The sequence below is a fragment of the Candidatus Limnocylindrales bacterium genome (genome assembly GCA_035571835.1).
Classification (GTDB): domain Bacteria; phylum Desulfobacterota; class Binatia; order UBA1149; family CAITLU01; genus DATNBU01.
Map to the genome: position 1 here is coordinate 26750 of DATNBU010000028.1, position 25520 is coordinate 52269.

The 25520-nt window shown below is 64.6% G+C and carries 19 protein-coding genes and 1 tRNA gene; 6 read left to right on the forward strand and 14 right to left on the reverse strand.

Going from position 1 to position 25520, the window contains the following annotated elements:
• Nucleotides 1-283 precede the first annotated feature (283 nt).
• The 4 genes from VN634_11635 to VN634_11650 are packed head-to-tail and all read right to left on the reverse strand — an operon-like array spanning nucleotide 284 to nucleotide 6954.
• A complete protein-coding gene (locus VN634_11635) occupies nucleotides 284-1147 on the reverse strand; it encodes a methyltransferase domain-containing protein (protein HXC51530.1) in 864 nt (287 codons plus the stop codon).
• 44 nt (nucleotides 1148-1191) lie between these two features.
• Entirely contained in the window at nucleotides 1192-4329 is a 3138-nt protein-coding gene (locus tag VN634_11640; GenBank protein ID HXC51531.1) for an efflux RND transporter permease subunit, read from the reverse strand.
• A complete protein-coding gene (locus tag VN634_11645; protein HXC51532.1) occupies nucleotides 4326-5474 on the reverse strand; it encodes an efflux RND transporter periplasmic adaptor subunit in 1149 nt (382 codons plus the stop codon). The genes VN634_11640 and VN634_11645 overlap by 4 nt, the downstream gene beginning before the upstream one ends.
• Complete coding sequence (locus tag VN634_11650; GenBank protein HXC51533.1) at nucleotides 5404-6954, reverse strand: TolC family protein; 1551 nt, start codon at nucleotides 6952-6954, stop codon at nucleotides 5404-5406. The genes VN634_11645 and VN634_11650 overlap by 71 nt, the downstream gene beginning before the upstream one ends.
• A 154-nt stretch (nucleotides 6955-7108) precedes the next feature.
• Here VN634_11650 and VN634_11655 point away from each other — a divergent pair, with 154 nt between their 5' ends.
• Entirely contained in the window at nucleotides 7109-7717 is a 609-nt protein-coding gene (locus VN634_11655) for a TetR/AcrR family transcriptional regulator (GenBank protein ID HXC51534.1), read from the forward strand.
• Nucleotides 7718-7852: 135 nt separating this feature from the next.
• On the opposite strand, the gene VN634_11660 is transcribed toward VN634_11655, so the two are convergent.
• Nucleotides 7853-7942: transfer RNA gene (locus tag VN634_11660), tRNA-Ser, on the reverse strand.
• A 223-nt stretch (nucleotides 7943-8165) separates the two neighbouring features.
• Between VN634_11660 and VN634_11665 the strand changes: the two genes are divergently transcribed.
• Nucleotides 8166-9230 (forward strand): glutathione S-transferase, encoded by a 1065-nt coding sequence (locus tag VN634_11665; protein ID HXC51535.1) that lies wholly within the window; start codon nucleotides 8166-8168, stop codon nucleotides 9228-9230.
• 52 nt (nucleotides 9231-9282) lie between these two features.
• On the opposite strand, the gene VN634_11670 is transcribed toward VN634_11665, so the two are convergent.
• From VN634_11670 to VN634_11710, 9 genes are all read right to left on the reverse strand, one after another.
• Complete coding sequence (locus VN634_11670) at nucleotides 9283-9636, reverse strand: cytochrome c (protein HXC51536.1); 354 nt, start codon at nucleotides 9634-9636, stop codon at nucleotides 9283-9285.
• Nucleotides 9637-10065: 429 nt separating this feature from the next.
• Entirely contained in the window at nucleotides 10066-12342 is a 2277-nt protein-coding gene (locus tag VN634_11675; protein HXC51537.1) for a hypothetical protein, read from the reverse strand.
• 21 nt (nucleotides 12343-12363) lie between these two features.
• Complete coding sequence (locus tag VN634_11680) at nucleotides 12364-13137, reverse strand: cytochrome c3 family protein (GenBank protein ID HXC51538.1); 774 nt, start codon at nucleotides 13135-13137, stop codon at nucleotides 12364-12366.
• Between the two features lie 17 nt (nucleotides 13138-13154).
• Complete coding sequence (locus VN634_11685; protein ID HXC51539.1) at nucleotides 13155-15542, reverse strand: OmcA/MtrC family decaheme c-type cytochrome; 2388 nt, start codon at nucleotides 15540-15542, stop codon at nucleotides 13155-13157.
• A gap of 113 nt (nucleotides 15543-15655) precedes the next feature.
• On the reverse strand, nucleotides 15656-15847 hold the full coding sequence (locus VN634_11690; GenBank protein ID HXC51540.1) for a hypothetical protein: 192 nt from the start codon (nucleotides 15845-15847) through the stop codon (nucleotides 15656-15658).
• Nucleotides 15848-15850: 3 nt separating this feature from the next.
• Nucleotides 15851-16477 carry a NapC/NirT family cytochrome c gene (locus VN634_11695; protein HXC51541.1) on the reverse strand — a complete coding sequence of 209 codons (627 nt, stop codon included), beginning with the start codon at nucleotides 16475-16477 and terminating at the stop codon, nucleotides 15851-15853.
• Nucleotides 16478-16763: 286 nt separating this feature from the next.
• Nucleotides 16764-17660 carry an NAD(P)-dependent oxidoreductase gene (locus VN634_11700; GenBank protein HXC51542.1) on the reverse strand — a complete coding sequence of 299 codons (897 nt, stop codon included), beginning with the start codon at nucleotides 17658-17660 and terminating at the stop codon, nucleotides 16764-16766.
• A 63-nt stretch (nucleotides 17661-17723) separates the two neighbouring features.
• On the reverse strand, nucleotides 17724-19001 hold the full coding sequence (gene serS / locus VN634_11705; GenBank protein ID HXC51543.1) for a serine--tRNA ligase: 1278 nt from the start codon (nucleotides 18999-19001) through the stop codon (nucleotides 17724-17726).
• Nucleotides 19002-19078: 77 nt separating this feature from the next.
• On the reverse strand, nucleotides 19079-19465 hold the full coding sequence (locus tag VN634_11710) for a YraN family protein (GenBank protein ID HXC51544.1): 387 nt from the start codon (nucleotides 19463-19465) through the stop codon (nucleotides 19079-19081).
• A gap of 316 nt (nucleotides 19466-19781) precedes the next feature.
• On the opposite strand from VN634_11710, the gene VN634_11715 reads away from it, so the two are divergent.
• From VN634_11715 to gatB, 4 genes are all read left to right on the forward strand, one after another.
• Complete coding sequence (locus tag VN634_11715) at nucleotides 19782-21923, forward strand: hypothetical protein (protein HXC51545.1); 2142 nt, start codon at nucleotides 19782-19784, stop codon at nucleotides 21921-21923.
• Between the two features lie 266 nt (nucleotides 21924-22189).
• On the forward strand, nucleotides 22190-22486 hold the full coding sequence (gene gatC, locus VN634_11720) for an Asp-tRNA(Asn)/Glu-tRNA(Gln) amidotransferase subunit GatC (protein HXC51546.1): 297 nt from the start codon (nucleotides 22190-22192) through the stop codon (nucleotides 22484-22486).
• Between the two features lie 22 nt (nucleotides 22487-22508).
• Entirely contained in the window at nucleotides 22509-23984 is a 1476-nt protein-coding gene (gene gatA / locus VN634_11725; GenBank protein ID HXC51547.1) for an Asp-tRNA(Asn)/Glu-tRNA(Gln) amidotransferase subunit GatA, read from the forward strand.
• Entirely contained in the window at nucleotides 23981-25450 is a 1470-nt protein-coding gene (gene gatB, locus VN634_11730; protein ID HXC51548.1) for an Asp-tRNA(Asn)/Glu-tRNA(Gln) amidotransferase subunit GatB, read from the forward strand. Before gatA ends, gatB begins: the two co-directional genes overlap by 4 nt.
• Nucleotides 25451-25520: the final 70 nt, after the last annotated feature.

Sequence of the window (25520 nt, forward strand, 5' to 3'; positions counted from 1 at the left end):
GCTGCATATGAGGCCGCAGCGGAGATTGCGAGCACGAGCGTTTGAAGTAGCCCCAGGCCTCTTTTCAACGTTCTGTCTTCAGCGCGTAGTACACGTGTTTGATGTCCCAAACGGATCAGTGATTGTCGCGTCGACGTTCGTCGACGTGCCGCTTGCGTGACAGACAAACGTCGTGCGCGTGATCGCGAGCTCTGTCTGTGCGGACAACCGAACGGAAGATGCGTGCCGTCGCCGTACGGAGGGCAGTTGGTCGCTATGAGCACGGTTCGGCGTCTCGTCTCTGTCAGCGTGCCGGATTGCGCGCCGTGACGATCCACGCCGCGCCGTCGATCATCACTGACCGATCGCCGGGGCGGCCCGCGAAGGCGGCACGAACCGCGGCCGAGGCGCGGGCGCGGATGTCGTCGGGCTGATCAGCAAGCGCGCGCGACAGCGGTCCAACCTTGAACGCTATCTCCACGGCGTCGTCGATCGCCGCGTCCCGCGTCGCGCCCTTGCCGAACGGGATGGAAGCATCAAAGGGCGCGATAGCGATATCGCTGAAGCCGGCCGCCGTCAGGATGCGCGCCACGCGCCCCCGGTCGCCGAACGAGAATGGGCCGGGCGCTTCGGAATCGGGCGGCGCGGCCGGCGCGACGATGCGCTTGATCGCGCCCATCGGCAGGCGCACCCAATCGTTCTCGGCCGCGCCGCGCCAGCAGACGAAAGCGACCCGCCCGCCCGGCTGCAGCGCGCGGCGCATATGTGCGAACGCCGCTGTGGGATCGTCGAAGAACATCACCCCGAAACGCGAGAACAGGATGTCGAACGCGCCCTCGGGTAGCGCGGCGCTGCCGGCGTCGGCCACCCGGAACTGCGCCGGCGTATTCTGTGGCGTAAGCGCGCGCGCTCGGCCGATCAGCGGTTCGGATATGTCCACGCCCAGCACGTGGCCCCCCGCGCCGACGCGGGCGGCCAGAGCCAGACTCGATGCGCCCGCGCCGCAGCCGACATCCAGCACGCGCTCGCCCGTCGCCGGCGCCGCGGCTTCGATCGCGGCCTGGCCGAATACCGCCAGCATGGCGTCGAGACGGGCCTGGTACGCGACCCAGCGCTCCCCGCTTTGGCCGTTCCAGTCGGCGACCTGATCGGAATTTTTCTCTGCCATGCCATCTCCTTGGTCTGATTTGCCAGGGCGGCGTCCTCGCACTCTCACTGCGGAAGCATCGCCGGCCATGAGGTACGCTCTGCACCATTGGACAGGCTCCGTTCGAACGGAACGAGTGGGCTCGTCTCCGTGATCGTCGGGTCGATCCTGAACCAGATCGCGTACAGCGCCGGCAGGAAAACCAGCGTGAGAATCGTCCCGGCAAATGTTCCACCGATCAGCGTATACGCGAGCGTTCCCCAGAAGACCGAGTGCGTCAGCGGAATGAACGCCAGCATGGCGGCGAGCGCCGTCAGGATGACCGGCCGCGCGCGCTGGATGGTGGCTTCGACGACGGCATCGAAGGGCGCCAGCTGGTCTTCCTCGTTGGTGCGGATCTGGCCGATCAGGATCAGCGTGTTGCGCATGAGGATTCCCGCAAGCGCAATCAGACCGATCAGCGCGTTGAACCCGAACGGCTGATGGAACAGCAGCAAGGTCGGGACGACCCCGACGAGGCCGAGCGGTGCGCTCGCGAACACCATTGCCATCGCGGAGATCGACCGGACCTGGAAGATGATCGTGATGAGCGTGAGAGCGATCATGATGGGGAACAGCGGAGCGATCGCACGATTGGCCTTGCCGGACTCCTCGGTGGCGCCGCCCTCCTCGATTCGGTAGCCCGCCGGCAGACTCGCGACGACGGGCTGGAGCGCTTTTCGGACGGCCGCGGACACGTCCGGCGGTTGCAAGCCGTCGGCAATGTCTCCACGCACCGTCACCGTCGGTGTGCGATCGCGGCGACGCAGCACGGGATCTTCCATGCGGATCTCCACCTTTCCGATCTGCGACAGTGGAATCCGCTGGCCTGCACTTCCCACCAACGTGAAATCGGTGATGCGGCTCGGATCGAGCCGCGCGTCGCCCGCAGAGCGGCCAATGACCTGCACCGAGCGGATGTCTTCGCGGACCTCGGTGATCGGGATGCCGCTCAGCAGGAACTGAAGTTGCTGCGCAACGTCGCTCGTCGTGAGGCCGATCGTTTGCAGCCTGTCCTGCTCGAGCGAGAAATGAAGCGTGGGCACGCGATCGCCCCAATCGGTGTTGACGGTCCTCATATCCGGCTCGGCCTGCATCGTGGCACGGACCTGCGCCGCAATGTCGCGGAGCTTGTCGGGCTCAGGCCCCATGACGCGAAAGGCGACGGGGAACGGCGAGGGCGGACCGAACACGAGCTGGGTAGCGCGCACGCGGGCTTCCGGCGCCAGGCCGGAGGCCACCGCCTGACGCAACTTCCGCTTGAGCGCGTCGCGCGATTCTTCGCTCTTCGTCAAGACGACGATCTTCGCGAACGAGGGATCGGGCAGCTCGGGAGCCATGGGGATGTAGAATCGCGGCGCACCCTGTCCCACATAGGCGGTCACGATCGCCGCTTCCGGCTGCTCGGCCAGCCACGACTCGACCTTGGCGCTGGCGGCACTGGTCTGCTCGATCGACGTGCCATACGGCATCTGCACTTCGATGAGCACCTCGGGCCGATCGGAATTCGGAAAGAACTGCTGCTTGACGACTCCCATGCCGAGGAGCGCGACGGCGAATACGCCGATCACGCTCCCTGCGGCGAGCCATTTGCGGCGAATGACGATACCAAGCACCCGGCGAAAACGGTTGTACAGAGGCGTGGCGTAGATCGCGCCGTGCCCGCCCTTTGGCTTCGCGACGTCCGGAAGCAGCTTCACTCCGAGAAAAGGCGTGAACACGACCGCAACGATCCAGGATGCGATCAGCGCGATTCCTACGATCCAGAACATGTTGCTGGTGTATTCGCCGGCGCTCGATTTGGAGAAGCCGTTCGGCGTGAAGCCGATCGCGGTCACGAGGGTCCCGGCAAGCATGGGCGCGGCGGTATGGCTCCAGGCATAGGCTGCCGCGTGCGTGCGCTCGTGGCCTTCCTCCATCTTCACGACCATCATCTCGATCGCAATGATCGCATCGTCGACCAGCAGCCCGAGCGCCAGGATGAGCGACCCGAGCGTAATGCGATCGAAGTCCTTACCGGTCGCCGCCATCACGACGAACACCGCGGCTAGCGTCAGAGGTACGGCCGCCGCGACGACCATCCCGGCGCGCCATCCCATGCTGAGAAAGCCCACCAGAATCACCACGGCGAGCGCAACGAAGAACTTGATCATGAACTCGTCGACGGCCGAGCGGATGTTGACGGACTGGTCGGTGACCTTCGACAGGCCCATGCCGAGCGGCATCTCCGCATTGATCGCCGCCGCTTCGGTCTCGAGCGCTTTGCCGAGGTCGAGCCCGTTCCAGCCTTCGCGCATGATCACGCCGAGCAGCAAGGTCGGTTCGCCGTTGTTGCGGATCAGGAGAGTCGCCGGATCTTCGTAGCCGCGTGTCACTGTGGCGATGTCGGAGAGCTTGAGCGTACGGCCCTGCGCGGCGACGGGCGTACTCCGGATCGCATCGAGGTCGGCGATTGGTCCGTCAAGCCGGATGAAGACCTGCGGACCGTTGGCTTCGAACGAACCCGCCGGCGTGATCTCGTTGCGGCCGTTCAGTGCGGCAAAGATCTCCCGAGGCGACACGCCGAGGGTGGCGAGGCGATCATGGGAGAATTCGACGAAGATCTTTTCGGCCTGCTCGCCGATGATATTGACCTTCTTGACACCCGGTACGTGAAGAAGCCGTTGGCGTAAGACCTCGGCATCGCGAACGAGGAACCGATGAGGCTCTCCGCGCGCCTTCAGCGCATAGAGCGCGAAGTTCACGTCCGAATATTCGTCGTTCACGATCGGACCGATCACGCCCTGCGGCAGGTTGTGGGCTTCGTCTCCGAGCTTCTTGCGTGCCTGATAGAATTCTTCCGCAACTTCGGCCGGTGGGGTGCTGTCGAGCAGGATCACCGTGGAGAAGGCCAGTCCCGGCCGCGAGAATGTTTCGGTCCGGTCGTACCAGCGGAGCTCCTGCATCCGCTTCTCCAGCTTCTCGGCGACCAGCGCTTCCATCTCCTTTGCCGTGGCTCCCGGCCACGCCGTGACGACGGTCATCTGCTTGATCGTGAAGGCAGGATCTTCCGCCCGCCCGAGCCTGAAAAAGGCCACGACGCCCGCGATGGCGATCGCGACGAGCAGAAAAAGAGTGACCGAGCGCTCTCGTACGGCGAGAGCGGAGAGATTGAAGCTGCTCATGGCTCTGCGGTCCTGCTACCCGCCAGTCGCACGGACTCGCCTTCGTGCAGCAGATGTACGCCGAGCGCGACGATGCGGTCGCCCGCCGCGAGCTCGCCGACAACCGCGGCCGCTTCCGCGCCGAGTTGAGAGACTTCGACCGCACGCCAGGTGACGCGAGGCGTTTCGCCGTCGATCCGCCACACGCCGGGACCATTGCCCGCATCGAAAATCGCGCCGATCGGGACCCGTAGTGTCGCCGTGGACGTGATGGACGGAATCTGGACCGACACGGTCGAGCCGAGCGGCGCCTCTGCCAGACTCGCGCCCAGTACATACCGTGCCTCGAACGTCCGGGTCTTTGCGTTTGCGGCATCCGACAACTGGCGAAGTTGCGCAGAGCCCGCCCGCTCGCCCCCATACAGCGTCGCCCGGCCTATCGATCCGATTGCCGGACGAACCGTTTCGGGCAGATCGATGACCGCTTCGCGTTGCCCGGCATGCGCGATACGCACGACGACCTGTCCGGCGCCCACGACCTGTCCCGGCTCCGCCATGGCCTCCACCACTACGCCGTCGGCATCGGCAAGCAGAACAGCGTAGCCGGTTTCGTTGCGCGCGACGTCGGCGTAAGCGCTGGCCGCATTGAGCTCGGCTTTTGCCGACTTGGCGGCAGCCTCGGCTTTGTCGTAGGTCGATGCGGAAACCGCGCCCGCTGAGACAAGAGCGTGGTAACGTGCCTCGTCTTGTGCAGTCTGGTGCGCGCGCGCCGTTGCGGCGGCAACGGCCTCGTCGCGTGCGCGCGAAGCCAGTTTCAGATCCGCCGGGTCGATACGCATGAGCGGCTGGCCGCGTGTCACGGTCTGACCGGTGTCGACGAGTCGTTCGAGGATCTTTCCGGGCACGCGAAAGCCGAGGTCGCTTTGCACCCGCGCCGCGACGATTCCCGTGAATGAACGCTCCGTCTGGACGGCAGCCTCCACGGTCGCGACCCGAACCAGGGCGTCCTGCGTCCGCGGATCCTCGGACGAGTTTGCTTGCGTGCACGCGGCGACGGCGAACGGCAGCAGAGACGCAGCTGCGAGGAACGAGCGATTAGCGTGCTGAAGCATGGAGGCCTCCGTCGGCTGGTTGTCGCGGCGAAGTTTCGGGAATGAAGATTTCATGCGTTGCCTTTGCCGTGGCAGACGGCATGTCTGTCGGTGCACACCATCCGCCGCCGAGCGCACGGAACGAGGCGACCGCGGCTCGTGCGCAGTCGGCGCGAGTCTTTGCCAGCTCGTCCTGGGCGACGAGAAGGAGGCGGTCCGCGTCCAGCACGTCGGTCAGGGTGATGACGCCGCCTCGATACGCGGTCTCGGCCGTGTCGCGCGCCCGCTGAAGCGCAACTACCTCATTCGCGAGCTCGCGCCTGCGGCTCTCCGATTGAACGAGCAGCATGAATGCGTTCTCGACGTCTTCGGCGGCCCGAAGAATCGAGTTTCGAAAACGAGCCAGTGCTTCTGCTTCGGCGCCGCGCGCCGCGGCGACCTCGCTGTGGATCTTGCCGAAGTCGAAGAGCCGCCAGCGCAGCCCAGCGACGCCCTGCGGCTGAAACGTCGCCGATCGGAACAGATGATTGATGTCGACACTCTCGAATCCGAGCAGGCCGGCGATCGATATCTTTGGGTAATACTCTCCGAGCGCGGCGCCTATCTGTGCGCTCGATGCCGCGAGCAGGCGTTCGGCGGCGATCACGTCCGGGCGACGGCGCAGAACATCGATGGGCTCGTCGCCGCGGGGAATGTCCGGGATTGCCGGAATCGCAGCCGCGCGCGCCAGCTCTGCCGCGTGAGTGCCTGGTTGATCGGCCATCAGTACGTCCAGCCGGTTGAGCTCGGCTTCGAGGCCGGCGACGAGCAGCGGGACCGTGCCTCGCGCCTGCGCGAGAAGCGCTTCGGTTTGTGCCACCTCGAGATCGCTGGCGTCCCCGTGCGCGAACCGAAGCCGGACGAGCGCGAGCAGGTGCTCGTCGGTTGCGATCTGTTCGCGAGCGAACGTGAGTCGCGCCTGAAAGCCGCGAACAAGGAAATACGCGTCCGCCGCTTCCGCTGCGACGGTGATCCGGGTGCCGACACCCGCTGCCTCCGCGGCCTCCGCTTCCGCTCTGGCGGCCTGGGCACCGCGTCTGAGGCCGCCGAAAAGATCGATCTCCCAGCTCGCGCCCACGCCGATGTCGTAGAGCGTGATGCTGCGATCGAAGGCTGGCGATTGGCTGGCGATCGCACCGGTCGGACTCTCGAGGGACTGACGAATGGGCGCGACCTGGACGGCCGCATCCGCAGTCGGCAGAAGTGCCGCGCCGGCTCCTCGTGCTGCTGCCCGCGCCTGATCGACGCGTGCGAGTGCAGCCGCGAGGTCGAGATTCTGTTCGAGCGTGCGCTCGACGATGCTCGTCAGCGCCGGGTCGCCGAAGCCGATCCACCAGCGATCGAGCGGCGGGGCGGGTGCCGCCGCGCTCCGCGCATCAATCGCAGCCGCGTTGTGAAAGCTGCCGAGGGCCAAGGGAACGGGATGATAGTCGGGACCGACTGCGCAACTCGCAAGAGTGGTGGCGCACGAGATCCACAGCAACGCGCATGCGGTCTGAACAATTGCAGGCCTCATTGTGAGTGCCGCCGTAGCCAGCTGCTCACCACGAGCTCGCGTAGCGGGCCATCGCTGGGCGATCGAGCAATGCTCCATGGTGGGCTTTATATGATGCGTATCATTCCAAAGCAAGCATAAACGCGAGAAACCCTAGTCCTTGACTGAAAAAGGCATGACGGATAACATCTCATTCGTGCGTTATAGCGAGAGCCATAAGGAAAAGACGCGACTTCTCGTGCTCGGAGAAGCGGCCGCTGCGATCCGGGCGAAGGGGGTAGAGCGGGTCAGCGTGGCGGAGGTGATGGCCGCCGCCGGTCTCACGCACGGCGGTTTCTACGCGCACTTCGAATCGAAAGACGACCTGGTCGCGCAGGCGATCACGCACATGTTCGACGTCATGCACGGCCGCTTCCTGAGCCTGACGGAGGGGCGCGAGCCCGCGGCGGCGATCGCGAACTACGTGGATTCCTATCTCGGGGCGTCGCACCGCCTCGACCCCGCGGACGGCTGCCCCGTTGCAACACTTTCGGGCGACTTGCCGAACATGCCCGAACGTGCGCGCGAGCGCTTTACCGACGGAACCGAGCGTTGGGCCGCAGCGCTTGCGAAGCTCGCGAAGAAACTCGGTGTAAAAGATGCGGACGCGGTCGCCTGGTCGGCGATCGCCGAGATGGCCGGCGCGATTGCACTGTCGCGCACCGTCTCCGACGCGCGTGCGGCGGCGATTCTCCGCAACTCACGTGCAAACGTGAAAGCGCGATTTGGTCTCGCCGCACGCTGACGAAACGGAGGAGCGGCAGTGGTGCGGCTTAGCAGAGAAGGTTGTTCGGGCTGACCGACCGATGAGCGCGGCGCTGGCGAGAACTCTGCTTCGCCGGCTTCGCGAACTGCAGAGAATCCGGCGCTGAAAGTGAAGTGGCGGAGGGGGCGAGATTCGAACTCGCGGGCCCTTGCGGGCCGCCGGTTTTCAAGACCGGTGCCTTAAACCGGGCTCGGCCACCCCTCCGTCGATCGTGCAGGATTCGAAGCTCCTGCCGAATCTCCTGCCATTGATGCTCGGTATCGTCGCGCGACAGCGACCATCTCGCGCCTACCGGCCGCGAAGACTATGGCGGCTCTCGATCAAAGGCCACTTCGGGAGGGGTGACGCGCGTGTGGCTCTGAACAATCAGCGCGGATACATTCGCGGCCTCGCCAGCGCGCGCAATCACGAATCGGAGCAGACCCGCATGACCCAGACCTGGACCCTCTACACGATGCAGAACAGTCCGTACTCGGACAAGATTCGCGCGTTCCTCAAGTACAAGAAGCTGCCCGTGCAGGAGTTTCTCGAGAACGCGGAGACGCGTTTCTCCGTGCTGCAGGCGCGCACAGGAAAGACGATGGTGCCGGTCGTCATCACGCCTTCGGACGAGGCGATGAACGATTCGACGGCCATTGCCGCGCACGTCGAATCGATCGCCGCAGATCCGCCGACGCGCTGGAAGGATCCAGAAACCGATACGGTCGCGATGCTGCTCGAAGACTATGCCGACGAATGGCTGGTGCGCATCATGCTCACGTCGCGCTGGTATCATCCCGCCGATGCGGCGCAGAACGCGGCGATCATTGCATGCGGAATGACGCATGGAGTTCCGGGGCTCGACTTCCAGCGCGCGGCGCGCGAGTTCCCTCCCGGCATCATCTCGACGCTGCCGAAGATGGGCGCAACGCCGGAGAATGCGGAAGGCTGGTACGCGATGCTTCCGCGCATTCTCGGTGCGTTCGCTCGCGCGCTGTCGCGCTCGCTGTTTCTGACCGGAGCGGCGCCGCACCAGGCGGACTTCGCGTTTTACGGCCAGCTCAACCAGATCCGGCGCGATCCGACCGGCAGCGGATGGATCTCGGCAGCACCCGAGCCGGTACGCGATTGGCTCGACCGGATGGAAGCCGTTTTCACCGGAAATCTGACGCCGGCGTCGTGCGCGCTCGACGACCTCGACACGCTCGATGAGCTCGTCGAGGAAATGTCGTCGACGTACCTGCGGATGCAGGTGGCCAACGCACTGGCGGTCGATGCCGGGGAGAAGATCGTGCGGATGACGTTGCGCGACGGATTCGAGTTCGCAACGGCGCCGGCGAAATACAACGCGAAGCTACTGGCGGCGAACCTCGCGACGCTCGAGAAGCTTTACTCGCGAAGCCTTACGCTTCCGTCCGTCGTCGGAACTCCGATCCTGCGCGAGCTGGCACCGCTCGCAGCGGCAGGCTCGGCGCTTCTCGAGAAGGCGCCGTCACTGCGCGCGGCGCTCTAGGAAATCAGGGACAGACACCGATTTTGAAAAATCGGTGTCTGTCCCTGATTTATTACTTGAACGACAGAGCGTGCTTGGCGAGCGCGTCCATCTCGGCGGGAGAGAGCTTGTCCGCATAGGACTTCATCACGAGCTTGTCGCTGTCCTTGGCCTTGACGCCGTTCTTCATCGATTCGAGGGCCTTGGCTTCGGTCAGCTCGGCTTTGACCTCGGCGCTGGTCAGGTCTTTCACCTTTGCCTTCTCACCCGCCTTGGTCTTGCCCTTGCCGTCGGGGCCGTGACACGACTGGCAATTCGCCTTCCAGAGCTTGGCAGCATCGGGAGCGGCAGCTGTGTCGGCTGCGCGCGCCGGCGGCGCGAGCAGCAGAACCGACAGCAGCGAAGCTGCCGCAATCGCCGAGAACAACAATCCCGCGTCAGTACTCGAATTCGGCCGACGTGAAGACAACGTGCGCATGATAGTCATAGTTTCCTCCTGCAAAGGCTTCGTCGTTGCTGGAATCGCTCTAGCCGCCGGCGATCTTCGTGTGCTCGCTCACCTTGCGCGTAACGCGACCCGCCGCGGTATTCTGCGTGAGACATTGCGTTGTAGCGAATCTCCGCCTCCTTGCGTGAGGCGTCTCGTCCCGACCGGCCATTTCGAAATGGGACAAATCCCGGAGGTCTCTGTCTGGGGTGGATGCGGCCACTAGCCCATGCCCCCGGTCTCCGTGAGAAGCCTGTCTGCCGGAAACCTCTGCGACAGCGCTCGGTGGAGCAGACCGCACGAGTCCACAGGTCAGCGAGAAACCCGAGCTTGTCTGCGATCGCGGGACAGGAATGGCGGGCGCGGCCGTCAGTAGTCGAGCTCAACACTCGTCGTGACGATGTGAGCCGAGTAGTTGTACTGCCCTCCCGCAAAAGCCTCGTCGTTGTCGAAGAAGCCGTATCCCACCCCGACGCGCGTGTGGTCGTTGAAACGGCGGGCCAGCTGCAGGTGCACGCCGTTCTCTTCGAACCGCGATCCGTACGCAACGGTCGAGGCCGAGACGTCGTGGTAGTTATCGGCCGACGTCCACGTGTAGAGGAACTCGGCGTCGGTGTTCGCGTCGATGGCGACTCCCGAGGCGAAATTCGCCATCACGTAGTCGTTGTCGAAGCTGTGAAGGAAACCGGCCACGGGCGTGTCGTAGTTGTCGGCGGCCGTGTCGACGGTGCTGTGCACGTAGTTGACGCCGGTGCGCGTCCACCACCAGTTCACCGGGTTCCACGTCGCCGTTGCCCCAAGCACGTGGCTCCGCGTGTCCGCGCTCTCCTTGCGGTCCAGGAACTCGGCCCCGGTATCGATCGTGGAGTCCATGTAGTCGTAGCGCACGACGAGGTTGACATCGTGCGGCAGTCGCAGCGTCGTCCTCACGTTCACGTCGTGCGTAACGAAGGTCTGCCTGTCGATGTAAGCAGGATAGCGGTTGTCGCTCGTCGGCTCGTTGGATGTGCTGTCGATGTCGTGCCGGTAGTCGTAGTGGTTCTTGCCGTAATAGTACTCCGACGAAATGCTCATCCAGTGGATCGGATAGTAGTGCGCCCCGACCGCGTATTTCTGGCGAAGCCTTTTGATGTCGGTGGAGCGCTCCAGGCCGAGCACCGGGGCCGCCGGGTCGCTCTCGGCTTCGTAGAGATCGCTGTCGTTCTGCTCCCACTGCCCTCGGGTGTAGAGCACCACGTTCTCGATGCCCTTGTACCTGGCCTCGATGTCCTCGGCGTACGAGATCTGGTTCTGAGTGCTGAACCCGGCGACATCCTCGAGAGCGGTCGTGTGCGTCGGGCCGCTACCCACGCTCGATTCCACGAACTCGGAGTGCGCGTCCAGGTTCTCCCCACGGATCCGCAGCGCCGTCAGCACCTGAACGTCCTTGAACGGATTCGCAGACACCGAGACATTGCCGACGTGCTCCTTCATGCGGCTGCTTCCGTCGAGGTCGAAGTAGCCCTCGTCGCGTTGCTGCCGGTTCGGGGAGAACAGGCTGAACGACGGATTGAACGTGGCGCCGTAGATACGCGATCCGGCGAGGTCCATGTCGATATCGTTGTATGCGTAGGCGCCCGAAACAGTGACCTTCCCGTCGAGGAGGCTGTGGGTCCCGAACACGTGCGTGCCCCACAGGTCGGTCTTGGGGTTCTGCCTGTCGGTGACGCGGCGTTCGGCCGTCGGCGAGTCGGGCTCGCGAACGATCTGATGGCGATCGTCGAGATCGCTGAACTCGTAGTGGACGGCGCTTCCGATCTTCGTCGTTTCGGTTTCGCGGCTCAGCGCGACGTTCACCTGGTGACGCTTCTCGTCGATGTCGTAGCGCGAAGGGACGATGTTGCGTTTGGCGCCGATCGTCGATGCATCGCCCCAGCTCACCGAGTCCTTGCTCCCGTCGCGGAACAGGTATCGGTACCCTACCGTCAGCTTGAAGTGGGACGGTAGAAGCAGGGCGCCGTTGGCCCATGCTTCTCCGCGATCGATACCGCGCTCGGGATTGTACTCCACGAAGAAAGCGTTCGTCGGCGGGAAGTAGCCGCCCCTTCCGTCGTACCAGGTTCGGAACTGGCGGTAGCCGACGTGGAGGAAACCCTTCTCCTCATTCTCGATCGAGAGGTTCAGCAGGTAGTCGTGGTTGTCGAAGATGGCACGACCGTCGAGCTCGAGCTGCGTGTCCTCGGCAATCTCGGTGGCAAAATGCAGTTTGTCGATCCCGCCGGAGACATCCTCGGGGATCCGGTGACGCTGCTGGAACTGGGCGGCGTCGCCGTGGACGAAGGCGCCGGTGCCGACAATCCTGCCGCTCACCTCGTAGTCGCGAGCCTTGGCATCGTCCTCTTCGGTTGCCGCTGTTTCTTCGGTCGCCGTTGGTGCTTCTTCGGTCGCCGTTGGTGCTTTTTCAGTCGCGGTTGGTGCTTCTGCGCCGGCCGGAGCGGCTGCATCCGTCTTTGGCGAAGTCGATGGCGGAGCGGTGGCCTCCTCGGCGCCGGCCACCGCACCGACAGACAGGAGAAACGCGGCCGCCAGCATTGCGCGAAGCATTCCCGGCAAGCCGCTGCCGCGCAGGCCCACGCTCGTGGAGCTCCGTCGAACGATTCTTCTCATGCCATGCCCTCCCGTCGCTCCTCAGAAGCGCAACGAGGTGCTCACGTTCGAGCCGTGAACGGCCTCGTGACAGCCCGCGCTGAAGCAGGTGCCCTGGGTCAGGAAACTGGAATGATCTCTTCCGCCGATCAGGAACGTGGTCGTTGCCGACGGCAACTGCTGCTGCATGTGACAGCGCAGGCACAGCGTTGCGTCTCGCGCGACCAGCATCTTCTGGTTCACCGACCCGTGAGGATCGTGGCACGACACGCACCCCTCACGCATCGCTTCGTGCTCGAAGACAAAAGGACCGCGCTGCGCGGGATGGCAGGATACGCAAAGGTCGTTCTGCTTCTCGATCGATGTCCCGCCTCCGACCACCGCATCTCCTTCATGGAGGGAATGGCAGTCGGAACAGGCCATCTTCGCCGTGGTCAGGTTGAGTGGGCCGGTGCTGACCGGATGGGCGTAAGGGAGCGCGAAGTCACCGCGCTTGTCGACGTGGCACTGGTAGCAGATCTCCGGCGACCGGCGACCACTGACAATCGTGCCGTTCTCGCCACCCGACTCGATGTGGAGGCTGCCGGGCCCATGGCAGCCTTCGCAACCCACCGCCTTGGCGTTCTCTCCATGCGCCACGAGTACCGAGTGGATCGCCGTGCCGAACTTGCGCGTGATGTCCTCGTGACAGTCCGCACAAGCCTCGGAACCCGCGAACTCGGCACCCGCAATCGACGGCGGCGCCAGCACGGTACGGCTGTGGTCCGCACAGCTGCCCGTCCACAAGGCTGCGACAAGTCCCAACCCGGCTATCACGGCGGCGCGTCCGCCCATCAGTCGCCCAAGGCCTCGGCACGCCATCCGAGAATCACACCACCGTTCTGTCCCATGTGCGCGACGGCCGGATCGCTGTCGTGGCACAGGTAGCAGCTGCCGGCCGTCTGGCTGTTCACGAGATCGGTGGGATTCGGAACCGTCTTTCTCGCGGCAATGACATCGGCCTGCGACAGGTTGAGTCCGTCGGTGGTGACTTCCGTGCTGACCAATGCGCCGGCAGGCGGCTGAGGACCAAACGTTCCCGGCAGGTGGCAGGTTTCACAGTTGCTGAGGATCCCGGGGAACGTCACATCGCTGAAGTTGTAGTAGAGGCCGTTCGAGCGGTTGCGCACGAATTCGAAATCGGAGGTGCGCTTGTCCGCGCTGTGGATGCCGTGCACCAGGTTCTTGAGCTGCATGCTTCGCTCCGGCCAGGTCAGCGGATCGTTTGGATCGTAGCCGGCTTCGGCGAGCAATTCCTTTTGCTCCGGAGCCGTCAAGGTCGCGTCGGTCGTCTTCCCGCTGCTGCTGAGATTGGGATTGTGGCACACGACGCAGACCTGCACGTTGTTGACGCGCGCACCGCCGTGCAGTTCCAGGTTTTCATGACAGCTCAGGCACTTCGCACTGTCGACGACGGTACGACGCACGGTATCGCCGCTGACCGCCTTGATGACCGACGCGGTATGGCGCGCAACATCCACGCTTTCCGGATTTTCCGGATTGGCAAGCTGCGTGAAATAGCTCTGCATGGCGACGGCACGCATGGTCGCGCCTTCCGGGAACGGCGCGTCGGAAAGCACGGCCGTGTAGCTCTCGGGCGTGCCCGTAAGTTTCCCCGCCAGGGCCGACAGCGAAACGCTGGCGGGTTGCGCCGCGTCGCGGCCCAGCTGGTTGTAGTCGATCATTTCGGCCACACCGTCCTGCGGCAGCGCATAGGCCAGCAGGAAGGCCGGCCCGCCGCTGAATCCGGGCGGTGGAATAGTGCTCAGATCCAGCGGCTCGCCATCCATGTTGATGTGGAATTTCACGACGGCGACGTTGTCCTTGTTGACGGTGACTTTCTCGATCACGTACTCGAAAGTGACCAGACCCTCCGGAACGTTCGGATTGTGCTCCGTCGCGTTTTCGGTCCGGTGGGCTACCTCGATATCGGTCGGCGAGTGGCAGAAACTGCAGTTGGCGTTGTTGAACTGCGGGCCGCCCGGATGGTTCTCTCCCGTCGCGAAATTGACGTCGGTGTGGCACGACCCGCACGCCGTCATCGAAGGCCGCGTCTGCCAGTTCAAGCCGTCCGGTCCTGCGTGGCACTTGGCGCAGTTTCTCGGGTCCTGAGGGAACGTCACGTCGGAGAAATCGTCGAGCCCGCCGATGTCCTGCGACGTGTGGATCTGATGGATCATCGGCGTGAACTCTGCCACTCCCTCCTCACCCAACGTACTCGTGTGGCAAGTCGCGCAGGCCTTGGTTTCGTAGCGTTCACCGTTGTGGAAGCTCGCGCCGCCAAGCGTGCTGCCGAGACGCCCGTGGCACTCGTTGCATGCGGCGGTGGTGACGATGTCCCGGCTCAGGTCGAAGTCGAACGGGCCCGGCAACTGCTCCGGCACGAAGTCGTAAGTGACGTTCTTTGCCTGCTCGACGATATCGCCCGAAACGATCATCAACAGCCGATGTCGGTTCGACTCGACGTACAGGTCGTAAAGGTTGGTCGTGAATTCGTAGGTGTAAGTTCCGTCGTGGTGATCGATGAGGTTGGCGGGATTCCGGTCTCCCGTGGTGTAGCTGACCCACGTATCCGGATCGCCGCTGAGAACAGCAGGCGGCGTCAACTGGCTGAGCGCGAATCGCAGGTACGCGAAGCGGGTCGGGTCGGACGACGACGGCGCTCCGAGGCCCCAGATATACTCGCCCCTGGGACCGGTGACCGTGAAGTCGACCGTCAACGTGGCTTCCTGCGTCGCATCATTGACGTCGATCGTAACGTCGTCGATGCTCGCGACTACGTCGGCCGGGGTCTGAAGGCCCTGGTGAACGACCTCGACTCCGAAGGTACGCCCCTGGCCGTGGCAGACGGTGCACGACTCGTTGATCGCGGGCCCTCCCGGCCACTCCGGGCAACGGCAACCATCGAGGGGGTCTCCACCGACGACACTCGTCAGACACTGCAGTGCGTCGTTAGTCGAAACGGCGCCGCTTGCGTTGGTATCGCAGATGCACTCGGTCGCGCACGTTTCGATGCCTACCGCAGCTTTCAGAATGAACTGGCAGTCGCTGGTAGTTGCAGACTCGCCGCCGGTCACCGGCTGGCCGCAGTCGCCAACCGCAGCGGCCGCCTGCGAGGCAAGGACGACGCTGACCAGCGTGACTGCGAGACTGGAGACAGTCTTCCGTAACGATCGTCGCATGCTCCTGCCCTCCTTCGGCCGCCATGCAGCCGTAACTGGGAGACGAAATTGCGGCACTATACTACGTATGAGAACCGTGCTGCAGCAATATCGTGACGCCAGAGTCCGGCCCGTTACAGAACGCTGTGGCGGCGAAGATCGCGGACCACTTCCACAATGTAAAGAATGCCGGCCAGCCCGTAAGCCGGCAGGCTGATCGAAAAGAAGAAAGTCATCGACAGCGCCGTAGTCTTGATCAGGCAGGAGACGGCGAACGCGGTCGCGATCGCGACCAGCAGCAACGCAATGCGGATCAGGGGAGGCATCGCCTATTCTCCGTCCTCGGCATCGTCGTCTCCTTTGCCCTTTTCACCGGCGTCGCCGTTACCGTCAGCGGCTTTGACGGCGTCAACCTTCCTGGCTTCCTTATCGTCACCGTCGCCGTCCGGCGCGGCATCGACTGCCGCGTCGTCGTCCTGCTCGACGTTGTGCGCCGTGTCGTGACAATCGACGCAGAGATCCTTTCCCGACAGCAGGTCCTCAACGGGCTCGTGGTTGGAATCCTCGAGAAACGCCTTCCCTTCCGCGTGGCACTGCAGGCAGTTCGCGTTGGGGAATTTCCCGTAAAGCTCGACCTTGCGGTCGGGGTCTATGTAGAAGGCGATCAGATGCCGGACGCCTTTGAGCTTGGCCTGGAGCGGGCCGAGAAACCCGTAGTCGCTGTGGCAGGTGTAACACTGGTCGTGCTGGATGAGCCGGCGCGAGAAATGCTCGTGCGCCAGCGAGTCGCCGTCGGCGCCGGTCACGTCGTTGATCCACGGCGTCATGGTGTGGCACGAGGCGCAGAATTCGACGCGTTCGGCCCGCGAAAATGCCAGCTTCGTCGTAACCGCGCTGAGCACCGCCGGAACGATCAGGATCACGAACAGCAGGATGATCTTCAGTCTCGAAGTCACGACGCGAGGTTACCTTTCGGCCGGAGATTCGACAAAGCGGGGAAAGCACATTGGCTGGTTTCGCATCCGTGAGAAACGCATGGCAATTCCGAGGGGCACCAGAACAACCGCGACCGCTCGAGCCTCGCGCCACCAGGGAACTGCCGCCCGCCGTCGACGTTCGTGAATTGCCTTCCGCCGCCTGCTGCAACTAGAGAATGGGCGTGCAATAGGCAATCGCGGCCGGCTGCAAAAGCCGCATGGCCCGGCTGCGCGGGTCGCTTTCGATGCGACGCGAGGCCGGCGATCAGTCGATGGCGAAGTCGGGATGTTCTTCGTACGCGAGCGTAAGCGATTGCGTGCCGAGGTCGCTGCCGCCGAGGCTCATCACTTTCTCGAGCAGGCTCTTGGCCAGCATGGTCCCGCGCAAAGCGTCCAGGCCCTCGCCCGGCGGCGTCTCGAGTACCAGCCGCAGATCCTTGACCAGGTGCTTGATCATGAAGCCCGGCGCAAAATCGCGCGCGAGGACTTTCGGTCCGAGGTTGGCGAGGGCCCAGGATCCCGCCGCGCCGCTCGCGCAGACGTCGACCACCAGTGCCGGATCGATCTTCTGCATGCGCGCAAGCGCGATAGCTTCGGTGAGGGCGACCATGTGCAGTGCGCCGAGCACCTGGTTGCACAGCTTAACCGCCTGTCCGGATCCGGCCGGGCCGCAATGCTTTGCAATCCTGCCAACCGCACCGAATACCGAAGCCGCCGCATCGAAGTCGGCCTTGTCGCCTCCTGCCATGATTGTAAGCGTGCCGGCGCGCGCGCCGACGTCACCGCCGGTCACTGGAGCATCGACGTAGCGCAGCCCTTCGGCGGCAAGCCGCGTCGCGAATCCGCGTGCGGCAACCGGACCGATCGTGCTGAAGTCGATGACGAGCGTACCGGAGACGGCGCAGGCCGCGGCGCCTCCGTCGGAGAACAGCACTTCGTCGACGTCGTCCACGTCGCTGACACAGATCGCGACGATGTCGGCGCCGGCAACGGCTTCGGCAATCGGAGAGACCAGCCGTACGCCCGCTTCACGCGCGGAAAGCGCCGACGGGCGATCCGGCGTGCGGTTCCAGCCGCGAACCTCGAAGCCGCTCTTCGCAAGATTGGCGGCCATCGGCCCGCCCATCGTCCCGAGCCCGAGAAATGCGATCGACGTAGTCATGATGCCTCCGGAAAAATCGGGGTCAGACACCGATTTCGCGAAATCGGTGTCTGACCCTGATTTTCATGCGACCCCGCGGATTACGCTCTGGCCGCCAAGGTACGGGCGCAGCGCCGGCGGGATCTCGATCGAGCCGTCGCCGCGCTGGTATGTCTCGATCACGCCGATCATCACGCGCGGAAGCGCGAGGCCCGACCCGTTCAGCGTATGGACGAGCCGCACCTTTCCGTCGCTGTCGCGAAAGCGGATGTTCGCGCGGCGCGCCTGAAAGTCGGTGAACAGCGAGCACGAGCTGACCTCGAGCCATTCCTTGCAGCCGGGCGCCCAGATCTCGATGTCGAACTTGCGTGCGGCCACGAACGAAAGATCGCCCGTGCACATTTCGACGATGCGATGCTGCAGCCCGAGCCGGCGGCAGACTTCCTCGGCCGCAGCGAGAAGACTGTCGAGCTCGGCTTCGGAGCCTTCGGGGTTGACGAACTTGACGAGCTCGACCTTGTCGAACTGATGGCCGCGCTTGATGCCGCGCACGTCGCGGCCGGCCGACATCTTCTCGCGCCGAAAGCACGGCGTATACGCAACGTGCCGGATCGGCAGCGCCGCACCGTCGAGGATCTCGTCGCGATACAGATTGGTGACGGGAACTTCCGCCGTCGGGACGAAATAAAAATCGTCTTCCGCGTCGCGATAGAGATTGTCGCCGAACTTGGGAAGATTTCCGGTGCCGAACAGGCATTCCTCGCGAACCATCGCCGGCGGATAGATCTCGGTGTAGCCGTGCTCGCGGGTGTGAAGGTCGAGCATGAACGTGATGAGTGCACGCTGCAGGCGCGCCCCGTCGCCCTTGAGCACGTAGAAGCGCGTGCCGGAGATTTTGACGCCGCGCTCGAAGTCGATGATGTCGAGTGTCTCGCCGAGATCCCAGTGCGTGCGCGGCTCGAAATCGAACACGCGCGTCGGCTCTTCGGTGCGCACGACGCGGTTGTGGCTGTCGTCCGGGCCCGCCGGCACGGCCGGATGCGGAAGATTCGGCAGCTCGAGCATGCGGCGGCCGAATTCGGCCTCGGCGTCGGCGAGCTCCTTCTCGGAGCTCGCGAGCCTGTCTCCCAGGCTGCGGACTTCGGTCTTCGCAGCCTCCATCTCGGCGCCCGGCTTCATCGATCCGATCTTCTTCGACGCCGACTTGCGCTCGGCGCGCATGTTTTCGACCGTCATGATGAGGTCGCGACGACGCCGGTCGAGGTCGATCACGTGGTCGACCTCGTCGCGGCTGCAGCCGACCAGGGCCAACCGCTCGCGCGCGAAATCGGCCTGTTCGCGAAGAATACGGATATCGAGCATGGGGACTGCCGCCTTACAGGTTCTTGTCTGGCCGCGGCGCGCTCTGCGCACCAGGCTCCGGCCGATCGGCCCGAGCTTCAGCTGCCGGAAGCGCAGTCAAAGGCATTCACCACGTGCGTGCAAGCTCCCCCGCTCTCGACTGCAATGACGTCGAAACGGGCCGCGCGACCGAGCCATCCGGCGCGAGCGAGGAATGCGAGTGCAAGGCGCGACAGACGCAACTGCTTGCGCGCATCGACCGCTTCGAGGCCGCTCGTCGCGCGCCTCGCCTTGACCTCGACGAATACGATCACGTCTCCGTCGAGCGCGATGAGATCGAGCTCACCGAACGCCGTCCGTACGTTGCGGCCGAGGATCGTGAATCCCTTGCGGCGAAGAAACTCCGCTGCCGCGTCCTCGCCGTATCGTCCGAAGATCTGCCTGCGGTTGTCGCCGGTCGGGCCGCCCTGCCGTGCGCGAGTCATCGTCCGAGCGTCCTCGCCACCGGCGCGGTAATCAACGGCGTCCATGGAATGATTGTTATCCGGCGGGCCGTTGGCCGCGACGCGCTGCTCGCGATCTTGCCGGACGGTGCCAGCGTCCAGGCTCGGCTTCACAGTACGAGGAGGCGGTGGATCCCGCGACATTCCCCGGGGAATGTTCCGCAGCAGCGGTGTTGCCACGTCCCGCGGACATGAAAGCGCGGCCGAAGTCCAGGTCCGTCTCGTACGGGTTATGTGGGGCCTTCTCTGGTCCTTGCCCGACGGATAGAGTCCGCACCTCTTCCGGACGGAGGTGCGCATGAACTTACAGAGGACGTTCTTCGTTGTGTCGCTGACACTGCTCGCATTCGTCATGCCCTCGTCAGCCGAGAATCTGACGTGCGGTCAGCCGATCAGCACCGGCGAGCAGCCGAAAGCCAGTGACGCGCTATTCATACTGAAGACTTCCGTCGGCTCTTCCGCTTGCGTGCTGTGCGCGTGCGACGTCAACGCGTCGGGCAGCATCACGGCGCCCGACGCGCTGCTGACCCTCAGGAAGTCGGTCGGCCAGAGCGTCGCACTGAAGTGCCTGGACTGCGCCTCGAGCGCGATGATCACGCCGGCGGGCGGCACGCTGCTCTCGCACAACGGTCGCGTCGAAATCGAGGTGCCGCCCGGCGCGCTCGAGTCGCCGGAAAACATGACGATCGAAGGCCTCGCTCCTGCGCAGCTGCCGGGCGACCTCGAGGACGGCGCGTACGACGCCTACGACCTCGGTCCCGACGGCCTGACCTTCGATCCTCCGCTGAACGTCACGTATCACCTTCCCGACGATACGTTCGACGCGATCGAGAATGGTGTCGCATTCAAGTTCCCACTTCTCGGAACCGCATCCGGCAACGAGCCGGAGCCGCTCGGCGATCTCGCATCGATCTTCGATACCGAGACCGGCAATGCGAAGCTCACCGGAACGCTCTCGCACTATTCACCGTTGACCGTGATCAAGGGCGGAGGAGGCGCGGCCGGTGTCGTCTCGCTGCAGGTAAGCGGAGTGCCGACGTCGCTCGTCGATGGAGCCCCGGCCGTCGAGTTCAGCGTGCGCGTCCGCAGCAGCGCCGTACAGCTCCCGCGTCCGGACGACGTCAACGTGACGACAAGGGCGACCAATCAGCCGGACACTCCGTGCACGATACTCGCGGTCACCGAGCCTTCCGCTGACGACCTTACGCAGGATGGCGATGCGTGGGTCGGTACGGCGACGATTCGATGTCTGGGCGTCGGCCGGTGCGACATCTTCGTCGACGCCGAGATCGAGGACTTCGGGTTGCTCGGACACGTTCTTTTCAAACCGACCATTCGAAAGCCGGTGACGTGTGTTTCCGGCGGTCTGAAAGCCGTCCCGGCGGTCGGCGCCCAGGAATCCGAACAAGGCTACGCATTCCACGGTCCGTTCGGTCCGATCGAAGAGTTCAAGCTCCTCGCGGCCGTCGCCACGAAAATGGGATCGATCCTGCTGAACGTGGATGACGAGGAAACCGAGGAGGATCTGGACGACGAGGAAACCATATCGCATCTCGGCGCATTCCCGTTGCGTCACTGCAGCGACGCATGTACCGACGGTGCGCAGCCATGTCCGTGCACGCAGGCCACGCAGGCATGGATGCACCATTCGTTCGGCGGCGTTTCCGTGTGGCCGTTCAATGAAAAGACGAAGTCGTTCGGCGACGTTCAAATCCTCGACGGAGCCTACTCGGATGCCTGGCCGGCCACGGTGCCGGCGGACGGAATCCCGGATACGGTCTACATGCTCGACGAGATCGCGAAGACCATCCGGCCGCTCGAGTTCGAATCGAAAACCGGATCGTGGACGCTCGGTGAGCCAACCGTCACCTATAGTGCGTTCGGGTTCGGCCACACTCCTTTTTCGCTCTACCCGTTTCCGAACGGAGCAGCGGTCACCGTCACGATCGGCGACGGCGTGCATGAGGGCAAACTGCTGTTCCATCCCGCCGGCAACCCCGGTGCGCCCGGTGTCGTGGTCGGTGATATCGGCGTCATCGGGCGGCGGGTGCGCTGCGCGATCTGCAACGGCAGCACGATCTACACATGCGCGGCTACCGGAGCGAATTCGAACAGGCTGACGTTCGCGCTCGTCGATCCCGTGACCGGCAGCGCATCGATCACGGACGACGTCACGACAGGCGTCGGTCCGATCGGTACGGCGATCTTCCCGAACGAAGACGGGCCGGGTTGCTACGCCGTGTCAGCCAACAACGGCATCGAGACGACGACCTACACCACGTGCGAAGTGGACAACGACGGAAAGGCCAGCAACTGCGAGACCAAGGGGTTGCCCGAAGAATGTCCGTTTTCCGCGCACGTCGGGCATGCGCCCGACGGCCGCCTCGTATTTACCTGTCGCAACACCGAGTACGTGGTGGTCGGTCCCGGCCCGGACTGAATCAGATTCCGTCGTCTTCGGGCTGGAGATCACGACGGCGCTGACGCTGCACGCAAGCGAGAGCCGCCACACTCGCCACCGCCGTACTGCACCAGGAACTGGTAGTCGCCCTTCTCGAACATGCGCATCAGCATCCACGCCGGTCCGCAAAGTCGAAGATGCGGACCTCGGTGCCGCCGGGCGCGGGCCGTATCCGCGCCGGCACCTGCTCCGATTCACGAGCGCTTTTGCGCGCTTGCAGGCGCCGTGTTACTCCCCGGAGAATCATGGCAATTCGCGAAGAAGACGTGCGGCGGATCGCGTCGCTGGCGCGGCTGCGCCTGAGTGAAGACGAGACCCGCTCGATGGCCGCCGACCTGTCGCGCATCCTCGAGTACGTAGACAAGCTGTCGACGCTGGATACGACGTCGGTCGAGCCCACTTCCCACGTGGTTGCGGTCTCGGGAGCCTGGCGCGACGACACGATCGCCGAGCGCGACGAAGCGCTCGCGGCCGAAGAGGCGGTCGCCAATGCACCGCGCAGCGAAGGGCATTTCTTCGCCGTCCCGCCGATCATCGAATGATGCGAAAGGAATTGCAGACTCCGTGACGCGCCTGAACGAGCTATCGATCGAACAAGCATCGCAGATGCTCGCCGCTCGTGAGGTGAGCGCCCGCGAGCTTACCGACGCATGCCTGGCCCGCATCGAGGCGACCGACACGAACGTCGGAAGCTTCCTTACGGTGACCGCCGACCTTGCACGCGCTCAGGCAGACGAAGCCGACCGGCGGATCGCGACCGGCGAAGCGACGCCGCTTACCGGCATCCCGCTCGGCCTCAAGGATATCTTCGTCACCAAAGGCGTGACGACGACGTGCGCGTCGCGCATCCTCGAGAACTTCGTGCCGACGTTCGACGGCACGGTCGTCGATCGCCTGCGGCGCGCCGGCGCCGTCCTCGTCGGCAAGCTCAACATGGACGAGTTCGCGATGGGCTCGTCGTGCGAGAACTCCGGTCTCGGCATCACGCGCAATCCGTGGGATCTGTCGCGCGTGCCGGGCGGATCTTCGGGCGGCTCGGCGTCGAGCGTTGCAGCCCGGCAGGTGCTCGGCTCGTACGGCACCGACACAGGAGGCTCGATCCGCCTGCCCGCTTCGTATTGCGGCATCACGGGCATGAAGCCGACGTACGGGCGCGTCAGCCGTTACGGCGTGATCGCATTCGCGTCGTCGCTCGACCAGGTCGGTCCGATGGCGACCACCGCACGCGGCACCGCGCTGCTTCTCGGCGCGGTCGCGGGCAAGGATCCGCGCGATTCGACGTCGATCGACGCGCCGGTTCCGAACTACGCAGGTCTCATCGCCGAAAAGGACCGCCGGCTCGACGGCATGACGCTGGGAATTCCGCGCGAATACTTCATCGGCGGGCTCGACACCGACGTCGACGTCGCGGTGAGATCGGCGATGGCAATGCTCGAAGAGCTCGGCGCGAAGCTCGTCGAGGTCACGCTGCCGCACACCGAGTATGCGGTGGCCACGTACTACATCGTGGCTACTGCCGAAGCTTCGTCCAACCTCGGCCGCTATGACGGCGTGCGCTACGGCCTCAGGCGCGGCGAAGACAAGGGCGTGCGCGAAATGTACGGAGAGACGCGCGACGCCGGCTTCGGCACCGAGGTCAAGCGCCGCATCATGCTCGGCACGTACGTGCTGTCGGCCGGTTACTACGACGCGTACTACTCGAAGGCGATGCGCGTGCGCACGCTGATCCGTCGCGACTTCGAGGAAGCCTTCCGCACCTGCGACGCGATCGTGACGCCGACCGCGCCGGGAACCGCGTTCGCGATCGGCTCGCGCACCGACGATCCGCTCAAGATGTACCTGTCGGACGTGCTGACGATCTCGGCGCCGCTCGCCGGTCTTCCCGCGATGTCGGTTCCGTGCGGATTCGACAGCGACGGTATGCCGATCGGCCTTCAGCTGATCGGCCGGCCGCTCGACGAGCAGACGCTGCTCGGCATCGCGGCATCGTACGAAGACGCGACGGCCTGGCACGAGCGACTTCCGGAGCTGGCCGCGTGAGCCGGCACTCGTTTTACGAAGAAGGCGATTTCGAGGCCGTCATCGGGCTCGAAGTGCACTGCCAGCTCGCGACGGCAACCAAGCTGTTCTGCAGTTGTTCGGCCGCATTCGGCGCCGGTCCGAACGAGCACACGTGCCCGGTCTGCCTCGGCATGCCCGGTGTGCTGCCGGTGCTCAATCAGCACGCCGTCGAGTACGCGATCCGCGCGGCGCTCGCGACCGGGAGCACGATCAACGCAAGCAGCCGCTGGGCGCGCAAGAATTACTTTTATCCCGACATGCCGAAGGCCTACCAGATCACGCAGTACGAGCAGCCGTACTGCGAGCACGGCCGCGTCGAGTTCGACCTCGACGGCACGCCGAAGACCGTGCGCCTGACGCGCATCCACATGGAAGAGGATGCCGGCAAGAGCATCCACGACCTGAGCCCCCGCTGGTCGATGGTCGATCTGAATCGCGCGAGCGTGCCGCTGCTCGAGATCGTCAGCGAGCCCGACGTGCGAAGCGGCGCCGAGGCTTCGGCGTACCTGCGCAAGCTGCGCTCGATCGTCCGCTATCTCGGCATCAGCGACGGCAACATGAACGAAGGCAGCATGCGCTGCGACGCGAACGTGTCCCTGCGGAAGCGCGGCGCGGAGAAGTACGGCACGCGCACCGAGACCAAGAACCTCAACAGCTTCCGCTCGGTCGAGCGCGCGATTGCATACGAGATCGAGCGCCAGGCCGAGATCCTGCTCGACGGCGGAACCATCGTGCAGGAGACGCGCCTGTGGGACGCCGACCGCGGTGAGACGCGTCCGATGCGCGGCAAGGAAGACGCGCACGACTACCGGTATTTCCCGGAGCCCGACCTGATGCCGCTCGTCATCGACGAAGCATGGATCGCGCGCGTCAAAAGTGAGATGCCCGAGCTGCCCGATGCGCGGCGCGCTCGCTTCGCCACAGCGTATGGCCTTTCCGAGTACGACGCCGGCGTGCTGACGGCGAGCAAGGAGCTGGCCGACTGGTTCGAGGCGGCCGTCGCCGTGCATCCGAACGCCAAGGCGCTCGCCAACTGGATCATGAGCGACGTGATCCGCATCGCGAACGAGACCGCCGTCGAAGGCGAAGCCGACTACGCGAAGCTCCCGATCACCCCGCGCCAGCTTGCCGGCCTCGTCGCACTGATCGACGACGGCACGATCAGCGGAAAGATCGCCAAGAGCGTGTTCCCGAAGATGGTCGAAAGCGGCGACGACGCCCGCACGATCGTCGAGCGCGAAGGGCTCGTGCAGGTGACCGACGAGAGCGCGATCGTCGCCGTGGTCGACCGCGTGCTCGCCGCCAATCCGGACAAGGCCGCCGAGTACCGCGCGGGAAAGGACAAGCTCTTCGGCTTCTTCGTCGGGCAGGTCATGAAGGAGAGCCAGGGCAAGGCCAATCCGGCGTCCGTCAATCGCATTCTGAAGGAACGCCTCGCCGGCTGACACTCCGTGACCGATTCGCTGCGCGTCGCTGGCTCCGTAGATCCGCTTCGCGTCGCTGACGCTGCAACCG